The sequence below is a fragment of the Halorubrum sp. ARQ200 genome (assembly GCF_005435115.1).
GTDB classification, from domain to species: Archaea; Halobacteriota; Halobacteria; order Halobacteriales; family Haloferacaceae; genus Halorubrum; species Halorubrum tropicale.
This window is the reverse complement of the sequence record NZ_SGTZ01000005.1, coordinates 130,086-152,072: the sequence shown is the minus strand read 5'-3', so window position 1 is coordinate 152,072 and position 21,987 is coordinate 130,086. Positions and strand designations below refer to the sequence as shown.

Annotated in this window: 18 protein-coding genes; 16 read left to right on the top strand and 2 right to left on the bottom strand. The window is 57.2% G+C overall.

Features of this window, described 5'->3' with window-relative positions; translation table 11 throughout:
- Positions 1-87: 87 nt before the first annotated feature.
- The 5 genes from EXE50_RS09250 to EXE50_RS09230 all read left to right on the top strand — a co-directional run bounded on the left by EXE50_RS09250 (position 88) and on the right by EXE50_RS09230 (position 4,515).
- A complete protein-coding gene (locus tag EXE50_RS09250; RefSeq protein ID WP_121601072.1) occupies positions 88-315 on the top strand; it encodes a hypothetical protein in 228 nt (75 codons plus the stop codon).
- Positions 316-515: 200 nt separating this feature from the next.
- Positions 516-932 carry an SHOCT domain-containing protein gene (locus tag EXE50_RS09245; protein ID WP_241982654.1) on the top strand — a complete coding sequence of 139 codons (417 nt, stop codon included), beginning with the start codon at positions 516-518 and terminating at the stop codon, positions 930-932.
- A 418-nt stretch (positions 933-1,350) separates the two neighbouring features.
- On the top strand, positions 1,351-2,202 hold the full coding sequence (locus EXE50_RS09240) for a hypothetical protein (RefSeq protein WP_241982653.1): 852 nt from the start codon (positions 1,351-1,353) through the stop codon (positions 2,200-2,202).
- A gap of 154 nt (positions 2,203-2,356) precedes the next feature.
- The gene (locus tag EXE50_RS09235; protein ID WP_137704883.1) at positions 2,357-3,472 is read left to right on the top strand and encodes a S49 family peptidase; all 1,116 of its coding nucleotides are present in this window, start codon (positions 2,357-2,359) and stop codon (positions 3,470-3,472) included.
- A complete protein-coding gene (locus EXE50_RS09230) occupies positions 3,469-4,515 on the top strand; it encodes a hypothetical protein (protein ID WP_137704882.1) in 1,047 nt (348 codons plus the stop codon). Before EXE50_RS09235 ends, EXE50_RS09230 begins: the two co-directional genes overlap by 4 nt.
- A gap of 127 nt (positions 4,516-4,642) precedes the next feature.
- On the opposite strand, the gene EXE50_RS09225 is transcribed toward EXE50_RS09230, so the two are convergent.
- Positions 4,643-5,371 carry a DUF6498-containing protein gene (locus EXE50_RS09225; RefSeq protein WP_137704881.1) on the bottom strand — a complete coding sequence of 243 codons (729 nt, stop codon included), beginning with the start codon at positions 5,369-5,371 and terminating at the stop codon, positions 4,643-4,645.
- Between the two features lie 753 nt (positions 5,372-6,124).
- On the opposite strand from EXE50_RS09225, the gene EXE50_RS09220 reads away from it, so the two are divergent.
- Positions 6,125-6,994, top strand: a complete 870-nt coding sequence (locus EXE50_RS09220) for an ABC transporter ATP-binding protein (protein WP_137704880.1) — start codon at positions 6,125-6,127, stop codon at positions 6,992-6,994.
- The gene (locus EXE50_RS09215) at positions 6,984-8,654 is read left to right on the top strand and encodes a hypothetical protein (protein ID WP_137704879.1); all 1,671 of its coding nucleotides are present in this window, start codon (positions 6,984-6,986) and stop codon (positions 8,652-8,654) included. Before EXE50_RS09220 ends, EXE50_RS09215 begins: the two co-directional genes overlap by 11 nt.
- 209 nt (positions 8,655-8,863) lie before the next feature.
- On the opposite strand, the gene EXE50_RS09210 is transcribed toward EXE50_RS09215, so the two are convergent.
- Positions 8,864-9,232, bottom strand: a complete 369-nt coding sequence (locus EXE50_RS09210; RefSeq protein WP_137704878.1) for a hypothetical protein — start codon at positions 9,230-9,232, stop codon at positions 8,864-8,866.
- Positions 9,233-9,733: 501 nt separating this feature from the next.
- Here EXE50_RS09210 and EXE50_RS09205 point away from each other — a divergent pair.
- The 9 genes from EXE50_RS09205 to EXE50_RS09170 all read left to right on the top strand — a co-directional run bounded on the left by EXE50_RS09205 (position 9,734) and on the right by EXE50_RS09170 (position 21,984).
- Positions 9,734-12,943, top strand: a complete 3,210-nt coding sequence (locus tag EXE50_RS09205; protein WP_137704877.1) for a PAS domain S-box protein — start codon at positions 9,734-9,736, stop codon at positions 12,941-12,943.
- Positions 12,944-13,583: 640 nt separating this feature from the next.
- The gene (locus EXE50_RS17430; protein WP_199241419.1) at positions 13,584-13,757 is read left to right on the top strand and encodes a hypothetical protein; all 174 of its coding nucleotides are present in this window, start codon (positions 13,584-13,586) and stop codon (positions 13,755-13,757) included.
- 204 nt (positions 13,758-13,961) lie between these two features.
- On the top strand, positions 13,962-14,717 hold the full coding sequence (locus EXE50_RS09200) for a glucose 1-dehydrogenase (protein WP_137704876.1): 756 nt from the start codon (positions 13,962-13,964) through the stop codon (positions 14,715-14,717).
- 845 nt (positions 14,718-15,562) lie between these two features.
- A complete protein-coding gene (locus EXE50_RS09195) occupies positions 15,563-16,642 on the top strand; it encodes a glycerophosphodiester phosphodiesterase (RefSeq protein ID WP_137704875.1) in 1,080 nt (359 codons plus the stop codon).
- 535 nt (positions 16,643-17,177) lie between these two features.
- Positions 17,178-18,392, top strand: a complete 1,215-nt coding sequence (locus EXE50_RS09190; RefSeq protein WP_241982652.1) for an ABC transporter substrate-binding protein — start codon at positions 17,178-17,180, stop codon at positions 18,390-18,392.
- 1 nt (position 18,393) lies between these two features.
- Positions 18,394-19,281, top strand: a complete 888-nt coding sequence (locus EXE50_RS09185; RefSeq protein WP_137704873.1) for a carbohydrate ABC transporter permease — start codon at positions 18,394-18,396, stop codon at positions 19,279-19,281.
- The gene (locus EXE50_RS09180; RefSeq protein WP_137704872.1) at positions 19,281-20,168 is read left to right on the top strand and encodes a carbohydrate ABC transporter permease; all 888 of its coding nucleotides are present in this window, start codon (positions 19,281-19,283) and stop codon (positions 20,166-20,168) included. The genes EXE50_RS09185 and EXE50_RS09180 overlap by 1 nt, the downstream gene beginning before the upstream one ends.
- The gene (locus EXE50_RS09175) at positions 20,165-21,316 is read left to right on the top strand and encodes an ABC transporter ATP-binding protein (RefSeq protein ID WP_121601063.1); all 1,152 of its coding nucleotides are present in this window, start codon (positions 20,165-20,167) and stop codon (positions 21,314-21,316) included. The genes EXE50_RS09180 and EXE50_RS09175 overlap by 4 nt, the downstream gene beginning before the upstream one ends.
- Positions 21,313-21,984, top strand: a complete 672-nt coding sequence (locus EXE50_RS09170; protein WP_121601087.1) for an HAD family hydrolase — start codon at positions 21,313-21,315, stop codon at positions 21,982-21,984. The genes EXE50_RS09175 and EXE50_RS09170 overlap by 4 nt, the downstream gene beginning before the upstream one ends.
- Positions 21,985-21,987: the final 3 nt, after the last annotated feature.

Genomic DNA, 21,987 nt, shown 5'->3' with positions numbered 1-21,987 from the left:
AGTAAGGATAAAAGCTGTGAGCATTCTCTGTTTCTGAGCCAGAGAGTACAGGTAACATCTATACAATTGCCGGATGCTGGCTGAACTATGGACAGAAGCTCGAAGAGCCAGTTGTTGGTCTCCGGGGGAAGTCTTTTACTAGTATTCCAACTAATCGTGTTTCAAGGGGCGTTCAACATCGTCGAAACCCCTGGAGTTTCAGGTAGGCTGAGGGGTGTTCTCAGTGGTGGATTATTGCTCATCGCCACGATCTGTGTCGGTAGCGGAGCATATCTTCGGTATCAGCGCACGCTAGTTACACAGGGTCTACACTGAGCGCCTGAGCGTCGATCGATTTTTGTGAAATGATAGCATACGCTCAGTTGCTGATGCCCTCCGCAGATTACGGGGACGAGCCTCCTTTGAGGACCGGAGGGACAGGGGGCATCAGCCTTTTGTGTGCTGGTAGTACGCCTTTGATGGAGAACATTTAGCCGTATGTATTTCAGCTACGACCGCTAATTGTCGGCATGTATATGCCCTCCATCTTCAACCAACTAGACGATCACCCGGTCTCACTTGTGGCCGGATTTGTGACCGTCGCCGGAGTGTATGTACTCACTCCGGCAGTGTGGTATACGGCGTTGATCGCGGGAATGATCGTATCTGGCGTTCTTGAGTTCGCGATCAAGGAGGTACCGCCCGACACCGACGAGTACGATCCGGAACAGTACCCGCTGTGGGCAGCCGCGGATTCGGGTGATGCTCCAACCGACGGCCGCAACACCGACTCTACGGATGATGCGTTGTCAACACTCCAAGAACGATATGCCAGCGGTGAGCTCAACGATGCGGAATTTGAAGACAAAGTCGAACGACTCCTTGAGTCTGACAGAGATGACGCGCAATCGCATCTGGAAGAAGATTCTGTCATGGAAGAGTTGGAAAAGTAACTGTAGCCGGTTCCCGTACCTTGATTCTACAATTCCTCTCTGTGTTGGTTGATGAACACGCGCCTGACGGTTGTGCTTCCGAACCTGAAACACGTCTCCGAGCATTATCACCGAGCACACGTCTTCTGAAACGATGCCCTCCAAACGGACGTTCGCGAGGCGCTTAGGTGCGCTCGTGGCAACTGGGCTCGGTGTTAGTAGGCCCATTGGAGCACTGACTTCAGAACCCCCGCCCGCTGGAACGCTCGCAGTCAACGGAGCCGGTGAAACAGGACCGGCGTCTGGTAGCTCGGCCAACCACAGCTCTCCGCAGCAACTCCACTCAGCGGTTGCTAACGGGGAGTATAATCCGGCCGCAGTCACATCACGGGGAGTTGACACCGTGGTTACTGCGCGGTTTGATTCGAGCTTAGTAACGATGATGGGGGTCCCCCAGAAGGTTGCGGCTCCGACCCGAGACTTTCTTTCTCGGTACGACAGTGTATCGCTTGACCGACTCCAGCGGGTGGCTGGCGGAACCGCACTCACGACAGACGGCCCTGAGGGCTGTGGTGTCGTTGTCGGAGATATCGACGCACGGACACTCCGTCGAGAACTTGCCCGTGACGCCGATCTCATCCGAGAGCCAGCCACCAAGGCCGGCTTTACGCGGTTCAAATCGAAACGCGCTACCACGGCCCTTGGTGTTCGCGCGGATGAGATTGTCATCGGACACGCATCATCGATCAGCAGTGCGGTGACCCACCGTGACGCCGGTATCAGCGGCCTCGATGCGGGGCACTCACGGACAGAGACAGACTACGGACCGCTCCCGGCACGGCTCCGCGGAGACGCGACGGTCTGTGTTGACCTGGGGACAGAGACGCGGGAGTATCTACGACGTACGCTCTCGGACGCACCGGAAGCGCTCCGGACGGCGGTTGATGCGGCAACCGCAGTTGGCGTCGCTTGTAATGTGACCCAAGACAGCTCAAAGCATACGGAGTCTCTGTCAGCCACGCCTGCGACAAGCCAGCATGGCACTACCGATACTCTAACAACGACGTTTCGGTACGGCGCAGTAGCCGACCCGAAGCGGCTCGACAGAAAAACGGCAGAGGCGATTGCGCGTGCCGCCCACGAGGGAGAGTCTTCGTTTAGTGACGCAACCGTCTCCAGACACGGACGTACCGTGATACTGGAAACTGCCGCCGAGGGGGATATATTCGCGCCACATGCCGAACTAGCGGGGGTGACCGTTGGCGAAATCGAGTCGCTGTCAGACTCATGAACTCCAACATCGCGTCCACTCTCCACACACGGTATCGGTTTCAGTATGCCCCCAACGCAGCTACAGCAAAACGCTATCACCACGCTATCGATTCGACGATGCAAAACCGACACAACCTACAGATACGACCGCGGGACCGAGCGAGGATGGTATAATGAGTTCTGAGAAAGGCCCCGCAGAACCCTCAGATGAATCGACTCCGGATACGGACACGCGAACCGAGCATCACTCGCCGACGACCTCCGACCGCGTTCCGCCACGCTCCGAGTCGAGATCAGTTGTCGACCGGATCACCACTCGACACGCCGTCGGTGTCGCTGTGATGTTGGCGCTTGCTGCGGGGCTGTTCGTCGCTCCCAGCGTGTACGGCGCCGCAACCGATCCGGACGGTACTGTCGCTGTGATAGAAATCGACGGGGCGATAGACTCGTCGACAGCACAGCACGTCGAAGACAACCTCCGTGACGCCCGCATGAACGACTCCATCAAGGCGGTCGTCTTGGAAGTCGACAGCGGTGGCGGCCTGCCAGCTCAGAGCGAACGGATGTACGCCGCGGTTGACCGTACCGCCTCAGTGATGCCGGTATACGCCGCAGTAGATACGCTCGGTGCATCCGGCGCGTATCTTGCGATCGCGCCCGCCGACCGCATCTACGTTGCTCCGTCTGCGCAGGCGGTCGGCAGCGTCGGTGTCGCGGGGGCTGCGCCGGCTCCGAGTGGACCAAACGCAGGGACATCCGGGCCGGACAAGCGAGGGAGTGACCCTGATACGCAGCGAGAGCGGCGAGAAACGCTCGCCAATCTCTTCATCGAGAACGTGATCGAACAGCGTGGCGACGAGATCGAACTTGACCGAGAAGCGATCGCGCACGCCGACGCCTACCTCGGAACCGAAGCCGTTGAAAATGGATTCGCGGACCGGTTTGGGTTTGTTGACGGAGCAGTCGCCGATGCCGCAGCTGAAGCCGGTATCGAGGACTACACGGTCGACACGCGTCGCACCGAAACCCGTGTTCCAGGGAGCATTCCGCTGTTACAACAGGATGACGGCACCGTCGTCGTTGTCGACGACTCTGGAAGTGGTCTTAACGACGACCTCATTCTCGCGGTAGCACCGCAAACGTGGGACGAAACTGTTGGAGAGGGGATAGTTATGACAAGCTACACCGGACCACTGCCCGCGGACCAACTCATTAGTGAGACGAATGCCGACGACACTGGCGCGCAACACGACAATCCCAACGCGACGAACGGGGGTGAGGCCGCATGAGCGTTAATCTCCGAACAGCAATCGGGGTATTCGCGCTCGTATTCCTCGCTGTTGTCGGCGTCGCCGCAGCCGGTGGCGTCCTCTTAGATACGGCCCCACCAGACACTGAGCCCGTCGCAGACGATCACTGGCAGTTGGACGCCGTCGAACCAGAGACCGTCAGTGAGGGCGGTGAGATCGAAATGGAGAGCAACGAGCCGTCGAACACGGTTGTCGTCCATCTCGGAGGTAGCACGACCGGCGCCGGAGGTGGGCTACCAGTACTGCCGGTTGAGGATGGTAACGCCCCTACGGAGGCAGATATTGGGACGCTCGGTGGTGAACGGCGTAGCGTCACACCGCTTACTACAGCACTCATTGAGAACGGCCACGAAGTTCGGTTCTACGGCGGTATAAGAAGCGGTGAGCGGCTCCAGTCGCTGCTCACTGACGCGGACGCGTTCGTGACGACTGCCCCCGGCGCACTCTCGGGACCGGACGCTGATACCGTCAACTCATTCGTTGATGCGGGTGGTCGAACCCTCGTGACGAGCGACCCGGGCAACGCCGGGGCATTAACCGACTTCGGCTCCCCGTTCGGCGTCTACGGTGACGCCGGCTATGTGTACGACATGGAGCACAACGATGCGAGCTACCTCAGCGTCCTCGTTGAACCACCTGAGTCGACACCGCTCACTGACGGGGTTGAGCAGGTTGTCCTTCGTGGTGCTGCGTCTGTGGGCTCCGCTGATGACTCGGCAGCGCTCACGACGGCGGAGACGTCGCGGCGTTCCACCACTCGGGAGCCCGGCTCATACACGGTCGCAGTACGGAGCGAGTCACTCGCTGTGGTCGGAGACTCGAGTTTCCTCGCGCCCGAAAATGCCCATCGCGCCGATAACGGTGTCTTCATCGGGAACCTCGCTGACTTCCTCGTGAGCGGTGACGCCCCCGATGTGTCGTTCGGACCCCCGACCGGGCCGGGTGGGGGAACCCCACCAGGCGGAGGTGTGCCTCCCGGTGGCCCGGCCCCGCCTGAGCCGCCGGAGAACGCGACGGCCTAGCATCGACTCATCACCTCGACTGGGTGAATATTTGAACTACTCTTAGTCGCAACTATCCTGTTTTCCCCATCTACGAAGTTGGTCGATTCGACCGCTGATCAACATAATACCTCCTACGGTTTCGTCGTCAGGAGAAACTTATCTCAAGATCGTCTGTTTGAGGATCTAAGCTCCCTATCCATGCCCGAATCGTTCCCATTGGTACGAGATACAACAACAATACGAGTCGTGAGGTGACTTCAGTATCTAATGCGATTGCGGTACCCACAACCACAAAGGTGACAGGGACAACCACGTAGAGAATCATAAACAGCAACTCAGTAACTGGAGCAAACGCAAACTGTATCGCGTCCATTGGTGACTTATTTTGATATGATTGATCCGCAATGAAGTATCGCCAGACCCGCCTCAGTTGGAACAACACGATGCCAGCAATCGCGACTCCAACCGAGGAGGGTAGTTCCGAAATCACTTCAGAGTTAAAAACGATGGTTCTCATGAGCATTCCGATGAGGATCCCAGTAAAAACAACCTTGCCCCCGATGAACTTGATATTCCGCCAGTAAATTGGTGGAAGAAAAGGGACTAGCTGAACTGGAGTAGGCTCCGTGTTCCACGCGTCTCCATCACGGTCATCTACTGGTTGTGGAGTGAACAACGCGACGATAAGAAAGAGAGAACTGATAATTGCTACTTCAATAATATATATAACAACGATTTCAACGAGGCTCCACTCAAATACGATTACTCCAATAATGAGTGCGAAGTTCAGGATGAGGCCCGACACGAACTCACGAGACTCTGTGAGTACTCTGAGGACCGTATCAGTAGCTGACTTCCAACCGTACTCTCTCATACACACTTAGCTGTTCGAAACTTGCTCATTTTGCTCTGTTGAATAGCGACCTCCAAGTTACTGAAACGCACTTGATTTTGAGACCGCTAACGGTAGCCATAAATAGGTCTGCGGCCGCGGCACGCCGACAAGATATCTCGGTAACAGCATCGGCGACTGTATAATACCTGCCAAATGATCCTGAAAACGAGACTGACCCTCCGGTCTCATGTGCTGTCCGCAAGCAACGCCAACTGTTCAAAAATGGCCTTCAACGACGCTAATAACACCGTTTCCATTTTCGATCTTGGCACACTTGTTCGGATCGCTGCCGAGAAGACAGTCTGCGCGGTCACCCACACCGTTATACAGTTGGACGTTTACTCTGTAGATTGAGCGTTCGAGACGAGTCTGCATGCTGACGGTGTCTTGTGGACCGACAGAGACGGTTCGAGTGAAGACGGTTTTGCCCTTGTCGTCGGTGACTGTAATGTGAACATCGTGGATACTATCGTCGTAATTCCTGAGTACCAGACTCTCACCACTAACCCGACGTGTATCTGGGTTTCCTGAGTGGTCGGTGTGCGATGCGCAGCGTGATAAGCCTCTTTTGCGGGCATGTACAGACGGTGGAAATCCAGTCGGTAATAAGTGGAGTCACCGTTACGGGACGTGAAACACCGATTCTACGGCTTTGCTGACCTGTGCCGGCTCTGTCACTGGCCCAGAAACACCGGACCCATGTATATGTCATCTCGATACACTGGGGCACACATGCGACTTGAGATAGAATCGCTCGGTAAGCAGTACTCGGAGGGTTTTTGGGGAGTTCGAGACACTACGCTTCGACTCGGTGCTGGTGTACACGGCCTCGTCGGTCCGAACGGTGCTGGGAAGTCCACCCTCATGCGCATGCTCACGACGGTGACGCCGCCGACAGAGGGAGCGATCTACTGGGACGGAACTCGAGTGAGCGAATCGCCGGACGCCGTCCGAAGCGTACTTGGATATCTCCCCCAGGATTTTGACACCTACCCAACATTAACGCTTGAAGAGTATCTCGAGTACGTGGCGGCGCTACGAGGGCTTGACTCCGAAACGGCGAGCGCGCGGATCGAGAGGCTGCTCGATCTCGTGAACCTCACCGACGTGCGTGAACGGCGGCTGGACACCTTCTCCGGCGGAATGCACCAACGAACTGGAATTGCCCAAGCGTTACTTAATGACCCTGAGCTGTTAGTCGTCGACGAACCAACTGTCGGCCTTGATCCGGAGGAGCGCGTTCGCATGCGGAACGCGCTGGCTGACACCGCTGATGATCGCGTCGTGATCTTTTCGACACACGTCGTCGCCGACATTGAGGCGACGGCTGACACGGTTACCGTCTTGGAAGACGGACAGGTACTCACACACGCACCGACCGAGTCGCTGATCAAGTCCGTCGACGGTGATGTCTACGAGTGTCGAGTCTCCCAGTCAACATTGGAGCAACTTCAACAAGAGTTCCCCATCTGTAACACCGTCCAACGGGCAGATGGCGTCGATGTTCGGCTTGTCGCGGAGGACCCACCAATCACCGACGCCGAGCAGGTCACCGCATCGCTGGAAGACGCATATCTCCAAACTGTTACTCATGCGCACTGACGTTCGCCGAGCCTATCATATTGCTCGCGCTGATATTATCGCTCGTGTTCGGTCGCGAAAACTACTCATATTTTTTGCTGTTGTCATTTACGTCGGATACCTGATCAACTCGGGCTCGTTTGGAGTCTTCTATACGATTTCCAACGGGCCGAACGTCAACGGCGCGCTGACCTCTCACCTTGTCGGGCTCAACGCGGGGATGGCCGGATCAGCGGTCATGCTTCTGGCCGGATTCTACGTGCTTCGCGGGTCGATTGAACGCGATGAACGCCACGGGCACCTCCCGCTGTTAACCAGTTCACAGACCAGTAAACCGGTGTATCTTCTCGGCAAACTACTGAGCAACATCGCCGTCGGCGTTCTCGCCGCAGCGGTACTCGCAGGCGCAGCGGTTGTCAACCACTCGATATACGGCGTCGGCGCTACCGACCCAATTGCCACCAGCTGGCCAGTCTTTGTGATGGTTGTTCCACTAACCATCTTTGTTGGCGCGGTTGCGATGCTGTTCGGCACGATCAATGTGCTCGCTGGGACCCTCGGTCGAATAGCCTACTTTTTTGGAGCCATTTTCTTGCTCTCCGCCCAGTCAATGCGTCCGGAAACGGCAGTCCCATCTGCCGTCCCGACGACTGTAAAAGCGCTCGATATTGTCGGGCTCACTCTCGCGTACGATCTCACTTTCGAGTCAATACAGGCTGCTGTGCCGGGGTTCGAGAGTAGCTTCGCGAACTTCGGAACGGGTGGATCCAACGCGCAAACGTTCCGGTACGAGGGAGGCCCGTGGCCGGCGTGGTTCTTCGCTCAGCGACTAGGCACCGTCGTCGTCGGACTGGCTGTGACGCTGGTCGCAGCACTGCCCTTTAATTGGTTCCAAGCCACGGACGGGGTAGTGGGAAAGGTACGTCAGCGCCTCCCCCTCGACGAGGCTCGCCCTGAGACTGCGTCCAATCCACCGACTCCAACGGACACGACCGATTCGGCTGTGTCTACTCCGTCTGTTGGTGATGATGTCACGATTCCCCCGGTTACCCGTCGTGGTGCCGGTGGGTTTCGGCGCGTCCTCACGATGGAAATTCGTCGTCTTCTGCGTGGGCAACCGCGTTGGTGGTATCTCGGTGCCGGTCTGTTGATACTTGTGCCAACTGTGATTGCTCTCACTAGTGGCGGCACTGAGGGAGCTGCCCGGGGACTGCTTTCGCTGGTCGCGGTCTGGCCACTCTTTGTCTGGTCACAGATCGGCTCACAGACCGCTCGTCATGGGATCCGCCCCCAAGTTCTCACGTCCGAATACCCGGTTGGTCAGCTCGTCGGCGAGTGGATTGCCGGCTGTTTAATCACCATGGTCGTCGGGGCCGGAGCGTTTGCGATCGCTGTGGCCACAGGGGGCCCCACCGCACTCATCGGAGTGACGGGCCTCATCATCTTCCCGCCGTCGCTCGCACTCGCTGCTGGGTTATGGACTGGATCGCCTCGGCTGTTCGAAGCGTTGTATCTCGGACTTTGGTATATCGGTCCACTCAACGGCGGATTCGTAGCTGACTTTGCCGGCGTCACCGCTCGGGGCACGTCGTTGGGAGTCCCGGTTGTCTTCGCCGCCGTTGGTATTGGTCTTGTTGTAGTCGCCGCACAGACACGGCGGGTGTACATGAATCTGGGCTAGCTTCCTTCGAAAATTCGCCGCGAGTTATCCTAGGCTCCACTCCTCTGATTACAAATGCTCGGCCCTGTTGAAATACTTAGAAACTGATGGGACTGGTGTGCGAGATACAGAGGACGTAGTTAGCTCTACGAATTTCTGTTTCGGTTGGTTTGTGCTCAATCAGATTGGCTATCAACGGGCCTCTACACCAGTCACTTCCATAACTCGCCTTAGCGGCCCATCGTGATCTCACCGTCTCTGATCGTGAACCGAGGCTCGAAGCCGTCATCCAACTGTTTTGTTTCTGAATATTTCACCACACCGTTGAGCACGATCTCGATGACAAAATCGGGAGCGTAGTCGATAGTCGGGATTAGTGCTTCAAAAGTCGCCTCAAACCCCGGAGAGAGATGCTGCGTCCCCGCATGACCACCGATGTCATCACCAATCACCGAGACAATAGTTCGATAGCCGGTACTGTCGAGGTTGTGTACGATAACGTCTACACCTTCACTACCTTGATTAGACATACAGCCTGCTCCCAGAATCATCGTGCCCGTGGTAGCGAGGGCTGTCCGACGGTTCACCTTGTTACTCATAATCGGTAGTCATTATGTGCGGCTATACACCTTCTGATCTTACAGGTAATTGCTATTCGCGGATTCTAATACAGTTCTCTCGGAGATTCGCGCCCTGTATTCATCACTGAATGTTCTATCAATCTGCGGATAGTAGTGTTTCATTGAGTTCGGGAAGAGCCTTATAGATTTGATTTTACTGTTCAGAAAACCCTGTTTCCTGTACGGTCGCTCTTCTGTAGGGGATTGTTGGTACAGTCGTCGCTAATTGAGCCGGCGGACTATTCGATTTTCTAATATTCGCTACTATGAACTCTCAATTTGATTCACGCACCGTAAGCCAAAAGACCAGAGTCCATCAATAATGTGATACACAAAATCTAACGGAGCCAGCGAGTGTCAGCTGTACCACCGAGTATCTGTCGTTATCCCGGCGAACTGCCACTTGCCAGCAACCCTCTGGATTTCTGTCTTGAGAAATGCTTGAATAGTATTATTATCTAGCACCGGCTGTGTTTGCTCATGCATAGTGAGGCAAGCATCCACGTGCTTCATGTCGACGATGAACCAGACTTCGCTGAGTTAACTGCGGAGTTTCTGAAACGCAAGGATGATAGCTTCACCGTCACGACGGTGACGAGTGCCAGTGAGGGGCTAGAACACCTCCCCTGTGACGACTTCGACTGTATCGTTTCTGATTACGATATGCCTTCACAGAACGGTATCGAGTTTCTCAAATCTGTCCGAGAGAACTATCCTGACCTGCCATTCGTGCTGTTTACTGGCAAGGGTTCTGAGGAGGTTGCCGGTGAAGCTATCTCCGCTGGCGTGACTGACTATCTCCAAAAAAGGCGTGTAGCTGACCAGTATACTATATTGGCGAACCGACTGCGAAACGCCGTTGAACGGTATCGTGCGGAGAAAGAGCGCAAACGGCAGCGCAAAGCCATTGAAACGGCCCAAGAAGGCATTAGCATCCTTAATGAAGGCGGTAAGTATATCTACGTCAATCAGGCTTACGCAGACATCTACGGATATGACCCCGACGAGATGGAGGGCGAACACTGGGAACTGATCTATCCCGACAGCGACACAGCGATGGTGCGGGACGTTATTTTGCCGACTGTCGCCGAGGACGGCTACTGGAGCGGGGAGACAACTGGGCTCCGGGCCGACGGAACGACCTTCATCGAGGATCATACCGTTGCCCAGACGGACACTAGTGAGCTAGTCTGTTCGGTACGGGATCGCTCTGTGAAACAGGAACAGGAGATGGCACTCGCTCAATTTCGAACCCTCGTCGAGACTCTCAACGACGCGGTCTACGTACTTGATGAAACAGGACAGTTCGAATACGTGAACGACGCGTTCATCGAACTGGTTGGGTACGACCGTGAGAGAATTGTTGGAGCGTCACCAGCACTGATTAAGTCACCAGAAGCGGTTGACCGCTCAGAAGACCACCTTGGGCAGATTCTCTCGTCGGACGGGCCCGACAGCGTGCAGTTCGAGATCGAGATTCTGCCCAACCAAGGTGAGCCAATTCCCTGTGAGGACCATATGGGCGTCTTGCCGTACGAAGGGGAGTCATTCGAGGGGTCTGTTGGGATTTTGCGCGATATTAGCCAGCGGAAAGAGCGGGAAGCGATGCTGCAAAAGTACCAGTATGCGTATGATTCTGCTCTTAATGGAATTGCGATCGTAAACCTCGACGGCGAAATAACGGACGTCAATGCTGCGTTTATCGACATGTGGGGGTACGAAAGTGAAGACGATGTACTCGGACGCCCGGCCACAAGTATGTGGAGCGATCCCGAGCGAGCGCAGTCCGTGCTAGAGACAGTTACTGACCAAGGCAGGCGAGAAGACGAACTCGAAGCGGTCCGAGCGGATGGGTCAACATTCTACGCCAGGGGAGTAAACAGCTACCTGCGCGATGAGGAAGGGAATCCGATCGGTGTAATAGCGTCCTTTTTTGATACCACCGAACGCAGAGAACGGGAAGCTAAACTCGAGACACAGACCGCCGCAATGGAGGCGTCAATGGACGGAATCGCGATTCTGAATCCCGCCGGTGAGTACACCTATATGAACCAAGCTCACGCTGACGTGTTCGACTACGACGCTGATACACTCATCGGCAGTTCGTGGCAGCGACTGTGCGACGACGATGAGGTCGCTCGAATCGAGCAGAAGGTGCTTCCTACGCTCAGAGATGAGGGGACGTGGCGCGGCGAGGTCGTGGGTACGCGCCGTGACGGGAGTAACGTGTCTCAAGAGGTCACCCTCTCGCTGCTTGACGACGGCAAGGTAATCTACACGAACCGAGACATCACTGAGCGAAAGAAGCGTGAACAAGAGCTTGAGCAGACAAATGCCGTGCTTCGCACAATTGTTGAAACACTGCCGATGGGCGTACTCGTTGAAGACACCAAACGCGATGTACTCATAGCAAACGACCACTTGGGCGAAACGCTTGGCGTCCCGATCGACAGCGAGGAACTTATGGGGCGCGACTGCGCCACGGCAGCTGAAGAAATTAAATCCCGATTCACTGATCCAGAGGAGTTCATCGAAGTGATTTCTGATCGACTTGAACAGCGGGAGCTGGTTCAAAATGAAGAACTCCACCTCACAGATGGTCGCGTGATAGAGCGCGATTACGTGCCGTACACTCTGCCCGACGGTGAAGCGAACTTATGGCTGTACCGTGACATCACAACACGTAAGCAGCAAAGTCAAGAACTTGAGCAGGCCAACGAGTTCCTTTCACAGACCCAAACCGTCGCAAACGTCGGTGGCTGGGAGCTTGACCGCCGAACAGAGTCGCTCCGTTGGACCGATGAAGTCTATGAGATCCACGGCGTCGACATGGAGTTCGAGCCAACAGTTGAGGATGCGGTCGGGTTCTACCACCCGGAGGATCAGGCGACGATCCAGGATGCCGTCGAGCGGGTGACGGCTGAGGGCGAACCGTTCGACTTGGAGTTGCGCATTGTCACGACGGACGGGGAGGTGCGATGGATTCGCACCCGCGGCGAGCCTTGGCATGTGGACGGCGAAATTGTCGGTGTGCGCGGCACGTTTCAGGATATCACCGGGCGGATAGAACGCCAACAGAGACTCGAAGAGTTCGCCAGCGTTGTGTCACACGACCTGCGGAACCCGCTAAACGTTGCTACCGGGCATCTCGACTTGGTGGCCGACGAGTGTGACAGCGACCATCTCGACAGCGTTCGCCAAGCACTAGAGCGGATGGAGGCACTAATTGAGAATCTCCTCACTTTGGCTCAAAATGGTAAAGAGATGAGTGACACTCAGCCGGTTGATCTCGCGACGATAGCTGACAGGTGTTGGGAGAACGTTCAGATGGAGCAGGGACGCGTGATTACTGCCGTCGATCGAACCGTGTGGGCAGATAGCAGTCGTCTCAAGCAAGTATTTGAGAACCTGTTTCGGAACGCGGTTGAACACGGTGGGTCAGAGGTGACAGTGACGGTCGGAGAACTAGCCGACGGGTTCTATATTGAAGACGATGGGACAGGCATTCCGCTTGACGAGCGCAACGCTGTCTTTGAGGTGGGCTACTCGCAGTCGGCAAATGGAACTGGGTTCGGACTGAATATTGTCAAACAGATTGTCGATGCTCACGACTGGCAGATTCGCGTTACGGACGGGGGAGACGGTGGAGCACGGTTTGAGATCACGAACGTTAATTTCGTGGATACGTAGACACTATTGATATCTTGCCCAATCTAGACAGTAGTTGCCGAACCTGACTGAGGCTCTTCATCCTGGGCTTTGTTAGTCGACAGACGGTCCAGGCAGCTGAAGCGAAACAGGTTTCCTGTGGTTCGTCGACGGTGTTGTTTCCAGAACTCGAATTCGGCGTGAAACCGTATAAGAGGTACACGAGAGAGGATTTCCAAGAAATTCTCTCCCGAATCGCTTTTGATTAGGAATTCACAAGTACGGGTGAGAAAACGCTCCAACTGGCTCTGTTGAACTTCTCAGCAAGTGATACATTCTGCTCCGGCTTACGATCAATGCAGGGCGCGTACACGACAGATCGATACACGTCGCCATGCATGCGAAATCAAGGGGCCGGTGAGGGCGCCCGAAACAGTTTGATCGGCTCACAGTTCAAATAACTGCTAGATAGCGTTGAGGCAGATAGAGCAGTACAGCATTCTATTGAGCACAACGTGGTATGTTTCTCGTGGAGATCTCGGAGGGCTGTCTGAATGCTCTGCGGCGATTCACTTGTGTATTCAGAGCTCTCATCGACCGGCTGTTTCAGGTGAGAATATATCTGAAGAATAGGATTTCAACAGAGCCAAAATATTTATTCGATATAGTATAGTCTGCAAGGATGTCCTCCATGCTTGAACGACCGATGTTCTACTATGGAGCTCCGTTCGTCAACGCTGTGATTATCGCCATTATTGGGCTTACTCTGTTCAGTGGCGTAGCGCGGCTGTTCGCACTCGCACTCGCCAGTATGGAGATTGTGGTGGTCCCGCAGAGACTGAAACGCGCAGCGTAGCTTCACATATCGGACGCCGTGTGTGAGCTGAGCTTGAAACGGACGAAGATACCTAGTTTCTTAACCTACAACAGCTGGCAGCACCACCAGTTGTTGGTTAATATTGATAGACAAGCACTACTGGACAAACTCTCGCCGGCAGATATATTACGGTTGTTTGTTAATGTTTAACACTCCACGTAAAACAGCGTGGTGGGAAATACTATGAACGGAATACAAGACGGAGTTGCGGTCGTCACTGGCAGTGGATCGGGAATTGGTCGACAGTCGTCGCTACGGTTCGCCGAGGCAGGAGCAAAGGTCGTTGTCGCCGATATCGACGAAGATGGCGGCCATGAGACGGTCGAGATGATCACGAGTGACGGCGGCGAAGCGACGTTCGTCAAGACAAACGTGACCGACTCTGACGATGTTGACGCCATGGTACAGACGGCGCTCGACGAGTACGGCGGGCTTGACTTCGCACACAACAACGCTGGCATCGCGGATGAGGGTACCCGCCTTGCTGAATACGACGAAACACAGTGGGATCGGATGATCGATGTGAATCTGAAAGGCGTTTGGCGATGTCTGAAAGCCGAGATCCCAGAGATGATCGAACGAGGTGGTGGCGCCGTCGTCAACACTTCCTCAGTCGCTGGTGTGAGTGCGAACGGAAGCGCGCACTACGCGGCCAGTAAACACGGCGTTATTGGACTAACTCGGCGGGCAACGGTTGACTATGCTGAGGATGGAATCCGGTTCAACGCTGTCTGTCCAGGTGTCATCGACACGCCAATGGTCCAACAGGCGGGAGTGGACAACAGTGAAGAGATGGACCGCATTACTGCGGGTATCCCAGTAGGACGCCTCGGTGAGCCCCAAGAGATAGCCGATACAGTCGTTTGGCTTTGTTCTGAGGATTCCTCCTACGTGATGGGCCAGCCAATTATTGTCGACGGAGGGTTGCTTGCTCAGTAGCTGAATAGATACCGCAGCGGTGGCTTTCATTTCGGCGGCAACATGGTGTCTCCGTACACCGCAGTGCTGCCGCGATGAAGATTTCGTAGAAGACATCTCACACCCAACACCAATCGCTCAAGGCAAAGCGTTGCGTAGGAAGTTCAGCTAATCTGAGGGCAGAGCGAGTGCGAGACATCAACCAGCTCGTCAAGTTCGATGCCGAGACGCTCTAGATGTTCGTGGAGTTCGTCTAGCTGCCGAGAGACACCTTCGTCTGATGTCGAAACACGGGCGTAGATTGCTGTGTCTGAGGGTCCGTTTCTGAGTGCGCGCTCTTGTATTAAACAAGTGGGACACAGTTTCGGAGGGTAGGCCAGTTTTGGATCGAATCGCCATCAAGCCGTGGTGATAGAGATACGAGCGCATACCCCCGCCTTGCCGTGAGTGACGAGTGTTCCGACAGAGTGTCGCAACCGAGGAACGAACAGGCGGGGGTCAAGCGGACATCATTCTCAGCAGTCGGGGGTCGATTTTGAATCCTTACTCTCGAATTACGGTCGTGGGTGCGCTCGGACCTTCCTAGACATCGGCTTCGCTACAATGCCGGCCACCGCGACGGCCCCGGTAGCTTCCAGCCTTACCGTCGGAATGCGCCTCAACGAACGCGTGAACGTACGAGCCCAGCGCGAGGTCTTTCACGCCCTTTTCGCGATCATCGGGAGCCAGCTGATCTTCGGTAGCGCAAGAGCCGCGTAGCCGGTACCGCTGGTCGCCGACGACCCCTATCGACACGTACACAATAATATAGACGCCTCATGATACCACATACCAGCCGCTATATCCGATTCGCGAGAAGGGAATATATGGCTCGCCGTCTTCCGGAACTGTCTGCAGTCGAGACGCGACAACCGACGCACCGCCGCCGGGTGCTCAAGGGCACCGTCGGTATCACAACGGCGGGTGCGCTCGGGGCTGTGTACACCGACGGTGGGCTGGAACCCGAGGACGCTAACGAGACGAGTGACGCAGCAGCCGCGCAACGTCGGGACAGCGAGGTCGGTCCGGTAGACGCCACTCCAACCGGTGAACTCACCCTCATCGCGCACCGTGGCTTCGCGGGAGAGAACCCAGAAAACACCGTCACCGCTGCTCAGGCGGCCGCAAGCGAGAGCGGATCGACGGATGACGAGGGAACGACGACCCGCCAAGCCGACGTCATCGAGATCGACGTCGTTCCGACAGCCGACGACGACGTGGTCGTGTTCCACGACAACAACTTAGCAGGACGCGGTGGCGGCGAGCGCGGACTCACGGACGAGACGGGCGTCGTCTGGGAAACCGAGACGACGGCTGTCACCAGTGCGGAGGTACTCCAGAGCGGCGACACGGTACCGCGCCTGTCAACGCTCCTTGAAGCCGTCCCTCCCGAGGTCGGGGTCAACGTGGAATTGAAAAACCCCGGCCGGTACGACCTGCGGTTCGACGAGAAACTCTCTCCAGACGCACTTGCTGACCGCAGAGCTGCTTGGCAGCCATTTGTGGACCGAGTTGTCGACATACTCGACGCTCACGACAACGAGTTTCTTTGTTCGTCATTCTGTGAGGGTGCGCTGGCCGCGACGCGCGACACGTCATCGTATCCGGTCGCTCCTATCGTCTACGAGTCGGTTGGCGACGGACTCGCCATCGCTCGGGCACACGACGCCGCAGCGGTCCACGCCCCGATGAAGGTAATATTCGGAACTCCGTTTCACGATCCGGCGATCACCGCCGGCGTGGACCTCGTCGCCGAGGCGCACGCCGACGGACGTGAAGTAAACGTGTGGACAGTCGACACGTGGTATCAGGCCAGTCGGCTTGCTGCCGCCGGCGTTGACGGCATCGCCGCCGACTACTCCGGTCTGCTCCCCGCTGCCGGTGAGACGTCTGCCGGAGACACGTAGTCCTGAGCACGACGCGAGCGGCCGGTCGACGGAGATCAGGTGTGAGCGCGCCGACGCGGCCCCAGCTCTGTTAGTGGCGCCCTTCGATCGACTCTTCTTCCTCCGCCGTCGATTCTCGTCGATTAACTCTTCGTGGTCACGACGGGTTGCTGAGCGACGGTGTCGATGGGGTTGTCTCAGCGATGTTTCGCAAAATACCCCAGAACCCTCTAGATCGGTATGTACAGGTACGTATCAAGGGGGGAGTAATAGTAGCGGTGATTACCACCTACTACTAATCATTTCAAATATTATAAAATGTTAAAATGAAACTAATATACCTCAAGATGTGGTGGACGCAAACGACTCACACAGTGGTCGGCGTAGATTTCTTCAAACAACCGGTGCGGCCGCCGTCGGTCTTGCTTCCGCTGGATGTTTAGGAGCAACATCAGGAGGTTCGGACGGCGCTGATGGCTCGGACGGCTCTTCCAGTTCCACGAACAGTGCGAACTCCGAAAGCAGCGGTGAGACGACTATTAATTGGTGGCACGCGATGGGGGGAAACCTCGGCGAAACGGTCGACGCGCTCGCGGCCGACTTCAACGAACAGTCCTCCGGCGTGACGGTCGAAACGAGCTACAAGGGAAGCTATGACGAGACGCTGAACGCGGTCACCTCAGCAATCGGTGCGGGCGAAGCACCGGAACTGGCACAGATCGTCGACCTCGGGAGTCGCCTCGCGATCGACAGCGGTGCGTTCGTCCCGATGGAGGAGGCGCTTCCGAGCGACCGGATCGACTGGTCCGACTTCCAAGACCCGGTCATCGATTACTACTCGTTCGACGGCACGGTGTACTCAATGCCGTTCAACTCCTCGAATCCGATTTTCTATTACAACAAGGACATGTTCGAGGAGGCCGGGCTGGACCCCGAATCACCGCCGTCGACGCTCGCGGAGGTCCGCGAAGCGAGCGAAACCGTCGTCGACCAAGGGGTCGCGGAACAAGGAATCACGTTCGCCAACGTCTCGTGGTTCCCTGAGCAGTGGTTCGCGGAAGCGAACGTCCCACTCGTGAACGAAGAGAACGGTCGTGCGGGGGACCCAACCGAGGTCAATCTGGACACCGAGACGGCCGACCGGGTTTTTAATTGGTGGGCGGACATGTACGCCGACGGCCTGTACAACCACGCCGGTGTCGGCGCCTGGGGCGCCGCACAGCAGGCGTTCCTCAACGGACAGACCGCGATGTGGATCTCGTCTACGGCCGGCGTCGCTTCGGCGACTGCGGGAGCCGAGGAGAACGGCTTCGAACTCGGGACGGGGTACTACCCGACGGCCGGCAACACCCGCACCGGCGTCGTCATCGGCGGCGCGTCGCTGTGGATGACTCGTGGCCTGTCCGACGAGAAGAAGCAGGGACTCACCGACTTCCTCCTCTGGCTGGCCGAGGCGGAACAGCAGGCGTTCTGGCACCAGAACACCGGGTACTTCCCGGTCAGCGACAGCGCCGTCGAGTACCTCGAAGAAGACGGATGGTTCGAGGAAAACCCCAATTTCCAGACCGCGTTCGACCAGCTTCAGGAGACGGAACAGACCGTTGCGACGCAGGGGTGGCAGGCCGGACCGGCGTCGAAGGTTCGGACGATCATTCAGGACGGCTACGTTAGCATGATCAACTCCGATGTCACCGTCGATTCGAAGCTCGCGGAAATGAAGTCGGAGGCTGACGACGCCCTACAGAGTTACATCCAGAGCAAAGGCAACTGAAATGGGCGTACACGAGAACACATACGATAGTTCGCTGGGGGCGTACCTCCTGCTGCTGCCGACACTAGCGGCGATCATCGCGTTCCTGTACTACCCGTCGCTACAGACGCTCCGGTTCAGCTTCTTCCAGACGTTTTTGTTCGGTCAGAACACCCGGTTCGTTGGACTGGCGAACTTCACCGACCTGTTGGGGTCGCAAGTGTACCTCACGAGCGTCGGGCTAACAATGGCGTTCGCGGTGATCGTCGTGGTCGGATCGCTCGCCGTCGGCCTCCTCGTCGCGTTCTTGTTGTACGAGGTCAGCGACGGGAAGGCCGCGTACCTGATCGCCGCAATTTGGCCGTACGCACTGCCGACAGCCGTCGCAGGAACGGTCCTGTTGTTCCTTGCGCACCCGAGTGTCGGTATTTACACGCACTACCTCGAGGCGTGGTTCGGAATCGAACTCGACTGGTTCACCGTCGGGTGGCAGGGGTTCGCCGTCGTCACGGTGGCGGCGATCTGGAAACAGGTCGGGTACAACGTGATATTCATGCTCGCCGCGTTGAACAACGTGCCTGAGTCGCTCAACGAGGCGTGTCGGCTCGACGGAATCGAAACGTGGCGCCGACTGGTGCGTGTGTACCTTCCGCTCATGTCGCCCACGTTGGTGTTCTTGGTTGTGATCAACACGATCTACGCGTTTTTCGGCAGTTTCGCCCTGATCGACTTAATGACGCAGGGGGGACCGACAAATGCCACCAACTTGATGATATATCAGTTGTACCGTGACGCCTTCCAGTTCAACAACCTCGGTCTCGCATCCGCGCAGTCCGTGATCCTGTTCGTACTCGTGGCGGGACTCACGTTTGTCCAACTGCGCGTTTCCGACCGTTACGCACACTACTAATGTCACTCGACACTAACAACATCGCGACCGACGTTCGAGAGCGCGGACCGCTGTCGGCGATAGCCGACACACAGGTACTCCCGGCGCAGTGGCGCGTCCACATCGGACTCATCACTTCTGTCTTAGTGATGGCCTCGCCGCTCCTGCTTGCGTTCGTAATGAGCACCCAGACTGTTCCCGAAGTGTACGATATCACGGACATTGGCGTTGGCAGCGACGGGCTGTCAAACTACGCCGAGGTGTTCACAAAGTACGGAATGGCATCGTACATGTTCAACTCTTTAGTGATGTCTATCGTCGTCACCGTCGCGAAGATCGCCGTGAGCCTCCTCGCCGCGGTCGCGCTCGTTTTCTACAACTTCCGGTTCAAGAACGCGATCTTCTTTCTGATCCTGTTCACGCTGATGTTCCCTGTCCCGGTACGAATCGTCCCCTTGTACGAGATGATGGCCGCACTAGGATGGACGAACACGCTGCTGGCGCTCACCGGTCCGTACGTCGCGAGCGCGACCGCTGTGTTCCTCCTCCGCCAGCACTTCATGTCGATCCCCGATTCGCTCGTCGAGTCGGCCAAAGTCGACGGCGTCGGTCCGCTCCGCTTCCTTTGGAAGGTGCTGATCCCGATGTCTCGGGGGATGATAAGCGGTCTCAGCGTGATCACGTTCATCTACGCGTGGAACCAGTACCTGTGGCCGCTGATCGTCGTCTCTGACCAGAGCAAACAGGTTGTACAGGTCGGTATGAAATACCTCCAATCGGTCGGTAACGCTGGCCAAACCGACTGGGGGCTCATCATGGCGGGCGCCGTGTTGACGCTGCTGCCGCCGCTGCTGGCGCTCATCGTCTTCCGAGGCCCGCTGCTGGAAACCTTCGGACTATCAGAATGACCGGAATCACAACGACAGACCTGGTGAAGCGCTTCGAAGATGTCACTGCCGTTGGCGGCGTCGACCTCAACGTCAAAGACGGCGAGTTCCTCGTCTTGGTCGGTCCGTCGGGGTGCGGGAAATCAACTACGCTCCGACTCCTCGCGGGCCTTGAGTCTCCGACGGAAGGTTCCATCGAGATCGCTGACGAGGTCGTGACGACTGTATCGCCCGCCGCGCGCGACGTCGCAATGGTGTTCCAGAATTACGCGCTGTACCCACATATGACTGCTCGGGAGAACATGACGTTCGGTCTCGGAACGGCCACCGATTTCACCGACGATGAGGTGGCAGAGCGGGTCGCAGACGCGGCTGAGATCCTTGACATCGAAGACCTCCTTGATAGGACTCCGTCAGCGCTTTCCGGGGGCGAACAACAACGCGTGGCCATCGGGCGGGCGCTCGTTCGCGATCCGGAGGTGTTCCTAATGGACGAGCCGCTCAGCAACCTCGATGCGAAACTCCGCGTCCAGATGCGTGCCGAACTCGCCGAGCTCCACGAGCAGCTTCGCACGACGACGCTGTACGTCACGCACGATCAGGTCGAAGCGATGACGCTCGGCGATCGGGTCGCGGTCATGTACGACGGCGAGATTCAGCAGGTCGCACCGCCACAGCGGTTGTACGATGCGCCGGCGACTCAGTTTGTCGCCGAGTTCATCGGTAGTCCGGGTATGAACACCGTCGAGGGGCTGCTCGAACAGCGTGGGGACTCTGTCCGCGTGACGTGGGGCGAGAACAGCGTTCCGTTGCCGAGTCCGGTCCCCGACTCTGTGACATCTCACGCGGGAGACCGTGTGGTTCTGGGTGTCCGTCCCGAAGACCTGTCACAGGACATGAACGGCCCGCTCAGCATGGATGTCACCGTCACCGAACCGCTCGGTGATTCGCTGTTGACCCGGGGCACGGTCGGTGACATTGAGATGGAAGTCAGCCTTCCGCCGCGGTCGGCGGTCGAAGTCGGTGACGTGCTGTCGTTAACCACCGATCCCGAACGGCTCCACTTGTTTGACCCCGAGGCCGGGGGCGCGTTCTATCACTCCGCCGAGAACGTCGCCTCAGAGTCGACCGACCAGCCCGCGCACGAGGCGCAGTGGAACACGACATGAGTCGGATCGAAACACAGTACAACGCGATCGTCTTCGACAACGATGGCGTCCTCACCTATCCGACGGACGAGTCGGTCCTGACGGAAGCGTCGCGGCGGGCGTTCGCGGCGTTCGACGTCGACCCGACACCGAGCGATGTCCGGTCGCTCGTCGACGATCTCTCGGTGGAAACGGTGCGCACGCTTGCCGAGCGGTACGAAGTTGCCGCTGACGCGTTCTGGCGTCGTCACGAGACGGAACGCACGGCCCGCCAGTTGGCGGCGATCCGAGACGGTGAGAAGCCGCTCTACGACGACGTCGAGATGCTCGCCGACCTCGCGGTCCCGACAGCGATCGTGAGCAACAACCAGCACGCGACAATCGAACACATTGTCGCGGAGTTCGGTCTGGAGGGGATGTTCGAAGCGTACTACGGTCGAGAGCCGTCGCTTCGCGGACTGGAACGTCGCAAGCCGGACCCGTCGTATCTTGAGGCGGCGCTCGACGAGTTGGGCGTCGAATCGGCGTTGTACGTTGGTGACAGCCGTGTCGACGTGGCGGCGGCTCGTGCGGCCGGCGTCGACGCCGCGTTCGTGAACCGACCGCATCGCCGCGGGTATCGTCTCGATATCCGACCGACGTATCGCCTCGATAGCCTCGCCGAGCTCGCGAACCTTCCCACGAAGTAATCC